14 protein-coding genes are annotated in these 13590 nt (G+C 50.5%); 3 read left to right on the forward strand and 11 right to left on the reverse strand.

The window, feature by feature from the left end:
• Positions 1-117: 117 nt before the first annotated feature.
• On the reverse strand, positions 118-396 hold the full coding sequence (locus WDY75_RS23985; RefSeq protein ID WP_063478844.1) for a hypothetical protein: 279 nt from the start codon (positions 394-396) through the stop codon (positions 118-120).
• A 221-nt stretch (positions 397-617) separates the two neighbouring features.
• Positions 618-842, reverse strand: coding sequence for a helix-turn-helix domain-containing protein (locus WDY75_RS23990; protein WP_006208732.1), 225 nt, complete (start codon positions 840-842; stop codon positions 618-620).
• 290 nt (positions 843-1132) lie between these two features.
• Here WDY75_RS23990 and WDY75_RS23995 point away from each other — a divergent pair, with 290 nt between their 5' ends.
• The 3 genes from WDY75_RS23995 to nagA are packed head-to-tail and all read left to right on the forward strand — an operon-like array spanning position 1133 to position 3924.
• Complete coding sequence (locus tag WDY75_RS23995) at positions 1133-2008, forward strand: MurR/RpiR family transcriptional regulator (protein ID WP_006208731.1); 876 nt, start codon at positions 1133-1135, stop codon at positions 2006-2008.
• Between the two features lie 3 nt (positions 2009-2011).
• The gene (gene nagB, locus WDY75_RS24000) at positions 2012-2740 is read left to right on the forward strand and encodes a glucosamine-6-phosphate deaminase (protein ID WP_006208730.1); all 729 of its coding nucleotides are present in this window, start codon (positions 2012-2014) and stop codon (positions 2738-2740) included.
• Entirely contained in the window at positions 2737-3924 is a 1188-nt protein-coding gene (nagA, locus tag WDY75_RS24005) for an N-acetylglucosamine-6-phosphate deacetylase (RefSeq protein ID WP_063478843.1), read from the forward strand. The genes nagB and nagA overlap by 4 nt, the downstream gene beginning before the upstream one ends.
• A gap of 88 nt (positions 3925-4012) precedes the next feature.
• On the opposite strand, the gene WDY75_RS24010 is transcribed toward nagA, so the two are convergent.
• The 9 genes from WDY75_RS24010 to WDY75_RS24050 form a co-directional block, all read right to left on the reverse strand.
• Entirely contained in the window at positions 4013-5110 is a 1098-nt protein-coding gene (locus tag WDY75_RS24010) for a YhcN/YlaJ family sporulation lipoprotein (RefSeq protein ID WP_063478842.1), read from the reverse strand.
• Between the two features lie 174 nt (positions 5111-5284).
• Positions 5285-6244 carry an NAD-dependent epimerase/dehydratase family protein gene (locus tag WDY75_RS24015; RefSeq protein WP_063478841.1) on the reverse strand — a complete coding sequence of 320 codons (960 nt, stop codon included), beginning with the start codon at positions 6242-6244 and terminating at the stop codon, positions 5285-5287.
• Positions 6226-7053, reverse strand: a complete 828-nt coding sequence (locus WDY75_RS24020; RefSeq protein WP_036641336.1) for an SDR family oxidoreductase — start codon at positions 7051-7053, stop codon at positions 6226-6228. Before WDY75_RS24020 ends, WDY75_RS24015 begins: the two co-directional genes overlap by 19 nt.
• Positions 7050-8036, reverse strand: a complete 987-nt coding sequence (locus WDY75_RS24025; RefSeq protein ID WP_063478840.1) for a polysaccharide biosynthesis protein — start codon at positions 8034-8036, stop codon at positions 7050-7052. Before WDY75_RS24025 ends, WDY75_RS24020 begins: the two co-directional genes overlap by 4 nt.
• A complete protein-coding gene (wecB, locus tag WDY75_RS24030; protein WP_006208725.1) occupies positions 8026-9120 on the reverse strand; it encodes a non-hydrolyzing UDP-N-acetylglucosamine 2-epimerase in 1095 nt (364 codons plus the stop codon). Before wecB ends, WDY75_RS24025 begins: the two co-directional genes overlap by 11 nt.
• 149 nt (positions 9121-9269) lie before the next feature.
• Positions 9270-10667: a glycosyltransferase family 4 protein gene (locus WDY75_RS24035; RefSeq protein ID WP_063478839.1), complete on the reverse strand. Its 1398-nt coding sequence runs from the start codon at positions 10665-10667 to the stop codon at positions 9270-9272.
• A gap of 149 nt (positions 10668-10816) precedes the next feature.
• The gene (locus WDY75_RS24040; RefSeq protein WP_006208723.1) at positions 10817-11941 is read right to left on the reverse strand and encodes a glycosyltransferase; all 1125 of its coding nucleotides are present in this window, start codon (positions 11939-11941) and stop codon (positions 10817-10819) included.
• A 38-nt stretch (positions 11942-11979) separates the two neighbouring features.
• Positions 11980-13077 (reverse strand): glycosyltransferase, encoded by a 1098-nt coding sequence (locus WDY75_RS24045; protein ID WP_006208722.1) that lies wholly within the window; start codon positions 13075-13077, stop codon positions 11980-11982.
• A 203-nt stretch (positions 13078-13280) separates the two neighbouring features.
• Positions 13281-13589, reverse strand: a complete 309-nt coding sequence (locus WDY75_RS24050; RefSeq protein ID WP_006208721.1) for a hypothetical protein — start codon at positions 13587-13589, stop codon at positions 13281-13283.
• Position 13590 lies beyond the last annotated feature (1 nt).

The following is a 13590-nucleotide window of genomic DNA, read 5'->3' on the forward strand; positions in this document are numbered from 1 at the left end:
GTCCTCGTCAACCCAAAGCGGGTTGCATCTATATGTACTTTTTCACTAAAAAAAGAGGCAGCGCGCAGTTTAGGTTTCCCTCGCACTTCCTCTTACGATACAGCTTCATATGATGGGCTATACCGGATATAATTCCTGATGCTGTTCAAGCTCTCTTCTGCATTCGTTACATAAACCTCTTACGGCACCGGCATCATCCGCGCAGAAGGCCAGTTGGCGCTTGTGTCGGCATCGACTGCAGGGCTGAGCGTTATTTTCGCTGCTGATTTTCACGTTTGCTTTTGATTTTAACTGGATGACATTGCTTCCCCTAACGCTGCTCGACTTACGCTTCATTCCTGTAACGACGAAGACAACAAGGATGACAACGATCATGGTTCCCAATATCCATCCCACGTTTATTCCACCTCCAACATGTGCAGGCTATTTGTACTAAATAGCTAGTCTACCCGATTCATTTTCACATGACATCCGATATGTAGTTACGCACCAAACCCATTGCCATTTATTAAGAAGCAGCTCCCATCCATTTTAACACAAAAAAGCCTTCTCAATCCCGGTAAGAATCGGGAAGGAAGGCTTTCGCTGTGCTTTCGTTACGTGCAACCGGCATGGTGTCAGATCTTCAACTCACCGAGTTTTATCAACTCAACGACAGCTTGCGAACGGCCCTTAACATTTAGCTTCTGCATGACATTGGAGATGTGGTTACGCACCGTCTTCTCGCTAATAAACAACTGCCCGGCGATATCGCGAGTCGTTTTGTCTTGCACTAGCAATTCAAATACTTCGCGTTCACGGTGGGTTAACAAGAACTTGCTATTATGGTCGGTCCCCTTCAATGGTGTCACCCCTCCTTGCCCGGGTATGTGTGGTCTAACAAGGGTAAGGGATACAGTCAACTCATCTTATGTTGGAGAAGGGGGGAAGGTGCGGAAGGGGCCATCAATTTGGGCGCTGGGTTCATGTTGATGATTTTTATCCTTGATTCCTCCCGAAGGTTCCTTTATGATGTGGGGGAGTAAAAATTATTTTCTTTATTTTTTCATTTTTTTAAAAATAATTTTCAAATCAAATCCCATCCGTTATGCCCAACAAATAAGCTCACCGGGAACCTTGAAGGAGGCTTTTGATGACACCAATCTTGCATATTATCTCTGTCGAAAAGGAAAGCCTGCCCCGTCAGGAACGACGGCTCGCAGAGTTTATTTTGACAGCTCCATCCGAGATTGTGCATATGGGCATTAAAGATCTTGCAGATCAGTGCGAGGTCAGCGCTGCCACAGTCACCCGCTTTTGCAAGAACTTTCAGTGCAAGGGATATCCTGATTTCAAGCTCAAGCTTGCCGCAGAGATCGCCCATGCCGAGTTGGCTTCACGCACAGGAAGCACCCGTTATCAGGACATCGTTGCAGGCAATCCGCTTGCCGGAATCGTAGAGGCGATTGAATCCAATCACCTGACGTCGATTCGGGATACGACAGAGCTTCTGGATTTGGGGCAGCTGGAGCGCGCAGTGGATGCCCTATGCCGGGCAAAACGCATTGACCTGTATGGTGTGGCAACGTCCTCTATTGTGGCACAGGACTTTTACCAGAAGCTGATCCGGATCGGGAAAAACTGCACCGCTTTTGCAGACTCCCACATGCAGATCACCTCAGCCTCCACGCTGACTTCAAGTGATGTTGCCGTGGCCGTTTCATACTCCGGCGAAACGCCGGAAACCATCGATGCGTTGGCGTGTGCCAAAGACACAGGCGCATTTACGATCAGCGTTACTTCCTACCGAAGCAGTGCCATCTCCTCCATGGCGGACATTACACTGTATTCGTCCTCGCTGGAGGAAGGAATGCGCCGAGGTGACATGGCCTCTCGCATTGCCCAGCTTCACATTATAGACATTCTGTTCATGGGTATGGCCAGTCGGGACTTCTCCACGTATGTTCCCCGTCTGGAGCAGTCATATCTTAATGTTCAAAACTATCGCAAAAGCCGAGGAGGACAATAACTAATGAATATTTACACATTCCGCGATGAAGAACAATTCGTGCAAACAGGCGCAAACCTGATCACCAGTTTGCTGCACACCAATCCGCGCGCTACACTGGGACTGGCTACAGGCAGCACACCCGTTGGGCTCTATGCCAAGTTGATTGAGATGCACCGTCAAGGGCTTGTCAGCTTCGCGCAGACCACAACATATAATCTGGACGAATATGTGGGCCTGCCTGAGAATCATCCGGAGAGCTACCGCACCTTCATGAATGAAAAATTCTTCAACCATGTAGATATCCAGATCGAACGGACTCATGTGCCGAATGGCAACGCTGCCAATCCGGAAGAGGAATGCCTGAATTACGATAAAATGCTTGAAGAATTTGGACCTGTTGATCTCCAACTCCTCGGCATTGGACATAACGGACATATCGGTTTTAACGAGCCGGGTGAAAGCCTCAGCGGCGGGACTCATCTGGTAGAGCTTCAAGAGAAAACTCGAAACGCCAATGCTAGATTCTTCCCAACGCTTGCGGATGTTCCGACCCACGCCATCACGATGGGGGTTGCTACCATCCTCAAAGCCCGCCAAATCCTCCTTCTCGTCCGGGGAGAAGATAAAGCCGAGATTGTACATCGTGCGTTGAAAGGGCCTATCACGACCGAGTGTCCGGCATCACTTCTTCAGTGCCATCCGAACGTTGTTGTGCTGTTGGATCAAGGTGCAGGGAGATTGCTGGTATGAGCAGCGAAGCCAAGAATGCTGTCCAATTGTTGTATGGTCAAGTACTGACGCCCAGAGGCATCCGTACAGACGGTGTGCTGGCCATTCAAGGCGAGAACATCGCATACGCTGGTGATGTTTCCGAACTCCCTGCAAGCCTTAAACAGGCAGCCGCAGAGGTTATCCATCAGCCCGATGGCTATATCGTACCTGGCTTTATTGACATCCATGTTCACGGCGGTAACGGTGAGGATTTTATGGACGCAACGAAGGATGTTTTGGATCAAATTACATCCTTCCACAGCTCTCAAGGCACCACGGCGATGCTTGCTACCACGATGACTGCGCCTAAAAAAGCAATCGATCGGGTACTGAAGGAAGTAAGCGACTATCGTAATCAGGGCATGTCTTATACCAGACTGGAAGGCGTCCATCTCGAAGGCCCGTTTATCAGCCCAAAATGGCCAGGTGCGCAAAATCCTGAGCATATCGTCCACGCGAATATCAGGTGGCTGGAAGAATGGGTATCTCAATATCCGGGGCTGGTTCGTCAGGTCACCCTTGCACCCGAGCGTGAAGGGGCACTAGAGGCAATCTCGTGGCTGGATCAACACGGAATCGTGGCTGCCCTGGGTCATACGGATGCAACCTATGAGGAAGTAGAAGCCGCTGTCGAGGCCGGCCTTAGTCATGGCGTGCACACGTTTAATGCGATGACAGGGCTTCACCACCGCAAGCCAGGCGTGGTTGGTGCGATGCTTGGCGATGATCGGTTAAGCTGCGAAATCATTGCAGACGGCATCCACGTCCACCCCGCGGCAATTCGGATACTGGCCCGCATGAAGCAGGATGGGAATCTGATTCTCATCACGGATGCCATGTCGGCTACCGGCATGCCTGACGGCGAATATACGCTGGGTGATTTGCCCGTTGTTGTTGAGAAGGGCATTGCCACGCTCAAGCATAACAGAGACAGTCTCGCGGGCAGCACATTAACGATGATTAAAGGGTTCCAGCTGCTGGTTCGGGAGGTTGGACTCAGCATTGAGCAGGCCTCCACCATCGGAAGTATGAATCCAGCCAGAAAAATTGGCATCGCCGATCGCACGGGATCGCTTGAAGCCGGCAAACTCGCCGACATCCTCGTTCTTTCCAGCGATCTTGAGCTGCAAGGAGTATGGATTCAAGGACAACGCAAACATTAAGGTATAGCATTCATTATAAATAGCAAAGGAGCCGCCTAGGATAGGATGATTTCAATCCTACAGGGCAGCTCCTTTTTGTATAGAAATTTTACCGGCTGTTTCGATTGCCGCCAAACCAACCGTCGTCCGTATCATTTTTAGTCATGTTGCCGCGTGTATCATTCATACCATCACGAGTTCCTACATGAAGCGGGAACACACGGTTAATCCATGACCCAAAATCACGGGAAAGTGTTCCAACCGTATTCTTGGCGTTACCCCCCGTTACAAAACCTTTGGCATGCTGATAAAATCCCTCATCTGTGGAAACATATACTTGACTGATATGTGGAGCGGTTTTACGAATCTTGTTCGTAATTTCATGACGCACATGCTGAGGAACCTCTTCACGAGCGCTCATCATGCCCATGTTGTTTCCGTAAGTTCCATAAGGCACTCCATTGATGCCAGTTCCCATATGAGTATTGTTTACCGTCCCGTCGGTACCGGTAAGACTGTTGGTACGCGTGCCGTACCCCATATAATCATTGGTACGAGTTCCGTTAGTACCCATAAGTCCGTTATTGCGCGTTCCGTTTAACGTATTATAGTTGCTGCCGCCAAAACCGCCATTCGTCGTCGTTCCGTTAACGCCAAAGCCGCGGTTATCGGCGGTTCGGCCAAGACCTGTTGTGTTTTCTACAGCACGAGTGGTATTCTCCACGACACGCTCTGTGCCTCTAGCCATATTGCTCAGAAGCCCCACACTGCCTGTACCCGAAGTGTTGAACGTACGGTTCCTCACATTCGTTTTGTTCATGCCTGTCATTGAACGGCCGTCAGAACGGTTTGCCGTGCTCATACCCGTAACATGTCCATCAATGCTGTTGGTGTTCGCGCCCTCTTTGGGCAGCGAAACATACGCGCTGTGATTGGTTACGAATACATGTGCAGGACCCATGCCACTGATATCCGACACTTTTTGGGACAGCGTTTTGCTGTACTTCAGGTTTGTCAGGTCATGCTGCTGGGTGCTGCGAATGTGCTGGTTGTTGTTACGCACGGAGTTCACACCAACACGACCCTTGTCCACGTTGTTTGTACGTGTCGTGTTGCCGTCTGTGGTGTTGCCGCATCCTGCTACCGCAGCCATACTGAGGAGCAATGCTGTGGAGACGGTCAGGTTGAGGGCTTTGGATTTAATCATGATTCATCCTCCATCTCTATAATAGGTGTATTAACATCGTTTAGGATGACCTTGCGCCGGAATCGGTATGCTGAAAGGTTTTAACATGGAAGATTACTGCTTATCATGCCTAATTTTATGTACAAAAAAACACCGATCAGATCATGATCGATCCATCGGCGTTTGATTGTTCTATTATGAAGAGGACGGCTGTGCCTGTATTCTGGCATAATCCATAATATCGGCCAGCGACCGCTCCAGAGGGTACTGTGAATTCCAGCCCAGCGCTTTAAGAAGCTCGGTACCCTGCTGCCCCCCGGTTCCTTTATTTAATGAATCTAATGAGAGGGGAGCGGATTCAGGACCCCAATCCATCGGCACGGCTGCCTGTGTATGCAGGAGCAGTGCCTCAGCGAGCTCTCCAAGGGTATGTTCCGTACCGGAACTGATCGGATAGGTCATCCCAGAAGTGCCCTCTTGAAGCAATATGCTGTAAGCTGCTACCGCATCCCGAACGTCCAGGAAATCCCTTGATTCGTAGCGAGAGCTTATACGGAACAACGGAAAATTTCGACCTGTTTCATAACCCGCAATATAGCGGGCAAGCAGCGTACAGAAGCCTGTTGATTCGCCGGGGCCAATCAGATTGGACGGCTCAGCCAGAACGATATGCTGGTTGTACAAACCATGCCAGGCAGCTGCGGACCAGCTGGCAAAGGTTTTACTGAGGCTGTAAGGATGAGGAACGGCAGCCGCACCTTTTGCAGGGTCCACACTTAACCTGGAGCCTACCATAACCAAACGGCTATCGGGGCAGTGCTGCCTCAGCGCTTCAAGAAGGTATATGGTGGCCATCACGTTGCTCTCCATGTAAGAAGCCGGTTGTTTCCAGGACTCTGAAGCTGAATTTTTTCCGGCTAAATGCAAAATATAATCAGGAAGGCTCTCTTGAATCAGAATATCCACCTGTTCACGGTTCTCGAGATGGCACACGGCCGGAATGACGCCTTGTATGGACTCCAGCGCCTGCTTGTTCCGCCCGGCAGCAATAACGGTACATCCCTGCCGGACGAAATAGTCGCAAGCATGCAAGCCGGTAAAACCTGCTGCCCCTGTTATGAGAATTTTTTGATCCTTTAATGATCCTGCTGCCATGCGTACATCTCCTTTAACATTTGAACATAATCCGGGAATGGATATAACGCATCCAGCCGCGTGCTTCGCAGAGTCCGATCCTGAACCATATCGTCGGTTGGCACTACAACAACATCATGTTTTCCCCATATGTCCTTGAACAGCAGCAGCAGATCGTATTTGCTTACCGGATTCGGATGTCCGAGATGTATCAGACCCCCGACGTCCTTATTCATGAAGAACTCGATCGCTTTAGCAAGCTCAAGCGTGGTTACCCCGTTCCACTGCACGGCGCGATAACCGGAAACTTGACCTCGCTGCTTCATAAACCAGTTGAACAAACCGATTCCACTCTGCCGGATTTCGGGTCCTATAATGGAGGTGCGAATCGTTAGGTGATCCGGGTCCTGCACTTCGCCCAGTGCTTTCGTTAACGCATAGGAAGTCACGCCATCGGGAAGATCGTCTTCCCGATAACCCCCTTTGTCTCCGAGAAACACGCAATCCGTGCTGATATGAATAAGTCGGGCCGATATGGCGTCCGCTAAATACCGCAGACGATGAGGCAAAAATCCGTTGATATGATATGCATTAATTTTGTCATCATCTGCCCGTTGATTCAAAACACCTACAGCGTTGATGATCATATGCGGCCGAACCGCTTTGATTATATGCTCCACGGCACTCATATCGGTTACATCCAGCACAAGGCCTTGTGAATCATGTCTGTCCCGGGTCGTGTAAAAGACATGATGCTTGCCGAACGACTGAAAGTACTGAACAAGCATATGTCCCGCCATACCGTTGCCCCCGAGAATGAGCATCTTCATGGCAAGAATCCTCCGCGTTGAAGGATTTCGCGTATCTCGGCCTTGGTCATTAATTGATGCTCCGAGCTGAAGCTGTTGAAGGATACTTTGGATAAGCCCTGATACCGCTCCTTCAGATCGGGAATTTCGAGTGTCGGCAATATGACCAGGTATTCATCATCATAAACCACCGTAGTCAAGCTTTCAAAATCACTCATAAGAATTTCATGAATCTTCTCACCCGGCCGAATACCCGTTTCAACCAGTGTAACGTCGCTTCTGCCAGAAGCATCTATCAGTACTTCTGCCAAGTCCACAATGCGGCAGGTCGGCATCATCATAACAAAAATTTCGCCGCCTACACTTTCAATCGATGCCTTGAACAGCAGGGATATCGCATCCTTCAAGGTCAGGAAAAATCGGGTCATGTTATGGTCCGTGATGCTGATCTGACCCTTCTGCCGGATCTGATTCTTGAATACATGAACAACGCTTCCGTTCGTTCCAAGAACATTTCCACCCCGCACACAGACAAATTTGGTGTGCTTACTCAACAGATTAGCATACACGATCAGTTTCTCGCCAATCGCTTTGGTCATGCCGTAAAAGTTGGATGGATTCGCTGCCTTATCCGTTGAAATATAGATCACTTTTTTCACTTGATTTTCAATAGCAGCCTCAATAACATGCTGTGTGCCGACCACATTGGTTTTCAGAGCTTCATAGGGATGCTCTTCGCACACAGGAACGTGCTTCAGTGCCGCCAGATGGAATACATAATCCACATCCTGACAGGCTGCTGTTAGAGCTTCCTTGTCGCGAATATCTCCGATTCGGAAAGTGAGTCTTGGATCTTCAAACTCACGGTCCATAGCCACCTGCGTAGCCTCGCTTCTGGAATAAACGATGACCTGCTTAGGATTTAGCGGCAGAAGCTGCGTGATCAGTTCATGTCCCCAAGAGCCTGTGCCGCCAGTCACCAAAATCCGTTGATTAGTGAACATTCACTTTCCCTCCAAGCACATATTTTACGACGGTACGCGACACATTGTCCGCTAAATACCCCTCAGGGCACACCCAGTCACGACCCAGCTGCGTCATCAGTTTGACCGCTCCATGGATACGCTCAGCATTCAAACCGGAGACGATGTTGCTTCCGCAGTCCACAGTTTCCGGCCGCTCCGTCGTCCGGCGAACCGTTACCGTAGGAACGTGCATGATGCAGCACTCCTCCTGCACCGTACCGCTGTCCGTGATCGCGCAGAGTGCCTCTTTCTCGAGTCGTACAAAATCAAAAAAGCCGAATGGCTCATGAAATTCAATAAGCGGATGAAGTTGAACATCCTTGGCCCCTTCAAGACGCGAGGCCGTCCGGGGATGCAAACTGCATATGAGTCGCTTTCCGAACGTTTCAGCGACCGCATTTAACCCATTTAATATTTCCGTTAAATTCTCAGGTCGATCCACATTCTCTGAACGGTGTATCGTAATCAGAAAATATTGCTGGGGGGAGAGCGACAGCTTCTCCATAATCCGGCTCTGATTGACCTGAGCTTCGTAATGCTTCATCACTTCATAGATCGGGTTCCCTGTCAGGACAATGCGTTGACTAGGCACTCCCTCTCGAAGCAGATGATTCTTGCTGTAGTTTGTATAGGGCATATTGATGGAGGACACCGCATCTATGACTTTGCGGTTCTTCTCTTCAGGCACATCCAGATCAAAGCAGCGGTTTCCGGCTTCCATATGCACCACCGGGTATCCCAGACGCTCTGCCAGCACAGCACATAACGCACTGTTTGTATCACCCAGCAGCAGAACCGTGTCCGGCTGCTCCTGTTCCAATATTTCCTCCATTCGGCTGAACATAACGGACAACTGGCCTCCCAGCGTGGCCTGGCGGTCCTGAAGCACATAGTCCGGACTGCGGAGCCCCATCTCCGAGAAGAAGACCCCGCTTAAGGTATTGGTGAAATTTTGTCCCGTATGCACAAGCACATGCCGCGTTGCATACTGGTCTAGAAGAGGAATGATCAAGCTTAATCGGATAATTTCGGGCCTCGTACCCAAGATCGTCATGACTTTCATATCGGATTCTCCCTTGCCAACTTAATCACAGATCCGAAGGCGATAACTCCGTAGCACGACCATTCTTCTCGCTTTCGTGAGACAGCAGAACGGAAGCGGACTTTTTGAAGTAAGCCTAGACCGTTCACCGCTCTGCTGTTGACCTCGTCTCATGCCTTTCGTCGCCTTGCGGACGTTCTGCGTAGTCTAAGCCTTGATGCCCGTCGCCTGGTCGCCCTGCCTTCCGGTCTCTTGGTTCGTCTACGAACGAATAACCGACGCGCAACAGCAGCACTTCGTTTCTTCCTGCGGCTATTCTGCTTACGTCGTCTCGCCGGAACAACCCGGCGCTTCACCCGTCTTGCCGTCACCTGAAACCATGCAGGATATTCATTCATCCAGCGTGAAACCATGCCGTTCAATCGCATTCCGTACACCTCTGGACCAAATACAGCCTGGATCTGAAGGCGGTTCTGCATACCCAGAGCCTCGCCCCGATCCTGCTGATCCAGGATGAACCTCACCTTCTCTGCCAGTGAGGCCGGGCTCCCGGGAATCGCGAGCAGATGCGGGCATCCGGCAGCCGTCAGGACCTCCTGAAGTCCTCCTGATGCGTAGGCTACAACCGGCTTCCCGTGCAGCAGCCCCTCCAGAGCCGTTAATCCGAATCCCTCCGGTATCAGACTCGGTACCACCACGACATCAAGGGCACAATATACTTGAGTGATATCGTCTTGAGATCCGGCAAATATGAAACGATGCTGAGCTCCCGCCGAAGCAATGCGATCGCGGCACAATATGTCATAATCCGGATTCAGCGCACTCCCAACGATGAGAAAGGCTGCGTCGGGGTAAGCATCCTTGAGCGAGAGCGCCATGTCTATGAAGTGATGCACCCCTTTGCTCTCGATCAGAAATGAAGAAATCATACCAATTAACGGTTGATTTGCAGTGATGCCGAGACTGCCGCGAAAGGAAGCTCTCGTTGTCGCCCATGCGGCTGGCTGAATATCAGACTCAATCCAGGATGGAGGGAGTACCGTCATTTTGGACTGCCTGACTTCCACCGGGAAACTCTCGGCTACGGATTCGGAAATGCTGACCAGCCAGTTGCTGTACTGATGGATTAACGAAGTGGCCAAATGGGCGTTCCCGTTTTCCGTAATTTTTTCGGTCAATTGCCATACTACGGGAATTCCAAGTCTCTTGCCCGCTGCTGCCGGCATAAAGTGCACACACGTATTTGTCAGAATTACCTGCGGGGCCTCACCTGCAATCCATTTCATCAATCCACGGAAAACCGATGTTGCCATCAGCTTATTGGCTTCGGCCAAAAGATTGGAACCCGGTGTATACACGCTGTGAAACAATGGAATTCTGTGGATTTTGACCGTAATCCCGGATTGTCTCGCCAATATAGTCAGCCGGCCTTCGTTCGGTGCAACCAGAACGCAATCAAAATAAGGAGTCATCTGTCCGCAGAAGAACAGAAGCAGCTTCTCCGCTCCCGTAATGCTGGATGGATTGGATACGTGTGAAAAAATCAACATTTTCGGTTTAAAGGCCATCGGTATTATCCGCATCTACAGTAACCGTGATTGTGGCAGTACCGGATGCGATCCACCTCCTTTTCACCCAGTTGGTACAATATATTAGAAAAACAAAGACACCGTAACGACGCTTGTTCCCCCATCATTGAACTATTTCTGAGCCAGGATCAAGGAAAGATAACCGAGAAGAGCGTATTCAGGCGGTGTGCATAGGTATGCTCCTGATAGGTTCTCTCCAGGGCACGATGTGCGATCTCTTTTCTCAGGTGGTCGTTAGCAAGATAGTACTCTACCTTCTCCAGCAGCTCACCCTGAGACCGGTAGGTGTCAATCTCCACACCTGGTGTATAGAACCGCGCCAGATCTGACCGCTCATCGCAGAGCTGAAGCGTGCCGCAAGCACTAATCTCAAACGTACGCGGATTCGGGGAAGCCGCCGGTATATGTCCGCTGTTCTGATTGATTTCATCGTCATCCACCGCACGGTGCAAATTGATGACAATCTTGGCGCTGTTATATACGTCCGCAGTCTCCGCCGGACCCATCCACTTGTTGATCTCAATCTGGTTGTTAAATCGGCCGTAACCCGGGAATTTCTCCCACCAGTTACCGTTAATAAAGGTCCGGTGTGCCATCAATTGGTCCATAATGGGCTCAAAAAACTGAATTCGTTTCGGATACGCTGTACCAACAAAACCGATATCCCGCTTAGCTGCTCCCGGCATGGCAATCGGACGATAGTGTACGGGAAACGCGGCAAACGGCAAATAGTGAACCTGGGAGCAGCCTAAGTTCTGATAATGGGCCACGCAGTTCAGTTCCAGTGTAAATACATAATCGTAGTGGTGGATCCAGTCTACGGTCATATCCGTATAATACGGATCGTCCGTCATCCAGACGGCCGTCCGAATATCCATGGCCCGAACCGCATCCATCTGTTCCACAGGCAAATACATGCCGTCAAGCACCAGTACAAGATCCGGCCGCGTACGGCTTGCTTCTGCAGCTACGTCCTGCTTGGCATCCGTCAATGAAACCTGGCGTACCATGCCGTGCAGTGTACCAATAATCGCCTCGTCAATCGGCGAGTAAGGAAATCCTTTTCCCGAGCTGACAAACAACACATGGATATCCCTCACAGGCGGCGTATAGACAACCCGGTTAACGATACCCTGTGATTTCCCTCGAAAATACCCCTCATCATATCCGGCGTGCATACCTGCATTCCTGCCTCGTCCATATGCATCGGATACGGCGGACCGACGGGGTCCGGCAGCTAAACTTTTAGGCATCCGCTTCGCTCCTCCCTGATATTTGCTCGGACAACTTGCTAATTCAAACGTTGGGCCTCGATCAATGTCAGAAGTTCAGGCAGTCGGTGAACATACGTATGTCTCGTCATGGTCGTCTGCAGCGCTCGCTGCGCTATACTTCTGCGCTGATCCTCCTGAGAAAGATAATAGGAAATCTTATGTTTCAATTCTTGGACAGAACCAAAGGTCTCGATGTCGATCCCAGGCGTGTAATAATGGCTCAGATCCTCCCGGATATCCGTAATTTGCAGTGTTCCGCAAGCATTGATCTCAAATGTCCGCGGATTGATCGAACGGCCCGGTAAATTCAGGCTGTTGCGGTTGTCATCACCGCTCTGGGTTGGCCTGTGCAGGTTGATTACAATTTTGGCGCCGTTGTAGAATTTCACGGTTTCCGCAGGCGGTATGAAACCGCTGTGTATGAAGGGGGAGAGCTCTTTATAGCGGGCAAGCCGCTCCCAGTAGCCTCCGATGATGCGAACCTGCTTTCCCTTCAAGAACGGTGCCAATTCATCAAACAAGGCCGCACGGTTTCGGAACGCATTCCCGATGAAGCAAATGTCCGAACGATAAGCCGGCCCTGCCATCAACGGGGTAAACAGCTCCGGATGAACCCCCAAAGGAAGATAATAAACCTCCCTCACCCCGACACTTTGATATAATGGAACACAGCTCAACTCATGCGTGAACACAACATCAAAGTGTTGTGCCAGCCCCGGTGTTTCCTCTGTGAAATACGGATCATCCACAAACCAGATGGCCGTTCGGAAGCCTGCTTCGCGGAGCTGAGTCATCGAATGCTGAAAATCATCCGGAAAAACATGCAGACCGTTCATGACCAGAATGATATCCGGTCTCTGCTGCAAGGCTGCTTCCAGCACCTGTTCCGGACGTACGACGATGCATTCCCTGACGATTTTGCCAAGTCCGCTGGATACTCCTTCATCAATGGATTCAAAGCCTTGGGGGACATACATGACCTTCACATTGAAATATGGCGGGGGCTCGGTTGGAATACGATCGATCAGCGCACGGCACCCACCCAAACGGTAACCTTCACTGTAACCTGCCCGGTAGCCCTCCTTCTGACCTGTACGCTTCGATAAACTCACCATTTCCACCCTGTCTCTTATGGGATTTACAAAGGTTCATATAACTATATGCCAAGAGGACGAATGCATCATGGACGACTGTCCCTGAGACGGGGAATTTGGCGGATGCCCTTACGTCTAGCCTGGTCATGACAGGATTGGCAAAAAATAAAAAAGAGCGGTCTCCCACGGATTCAAGCCTTCCGTGAGAGCCGCCCTGCCTGCCGTCATACCGGCGCAGGTGGGATTTGACCGTCTTCGTATCCTTGTGCAAAACCCGATTTAAACCCTTCATCATAGGCCTGATTGTAGCCCTGATTATACGCTTGGGAAGAGGCCGGAAAGAACACGCGTCCGCTTCTTCTTAAACGGTAGCGCCCCCGGATTCCGCGACGTTTACGTAAGCTGGAGCTGACGCCACGACGCCGTCTCACGCCCTTTACGACCTTCAAACGTCTTACAGCTGAGGATATTTTTCTGCTGCCGATAGGACGTGTACGTCTTCGCGTTCGTAAAACCGTTGATTTCACTTTCATC

The organism is Paenibacillus glucanolyticus, from assembly GCF_037333485.1.
GTDB lineage: Bacteria > Bacillota > Bacilli > Paenibacillales > Paenibacillaceae > Paenibacillus_AQ > Paenibacillus_AQ glucanolyticus.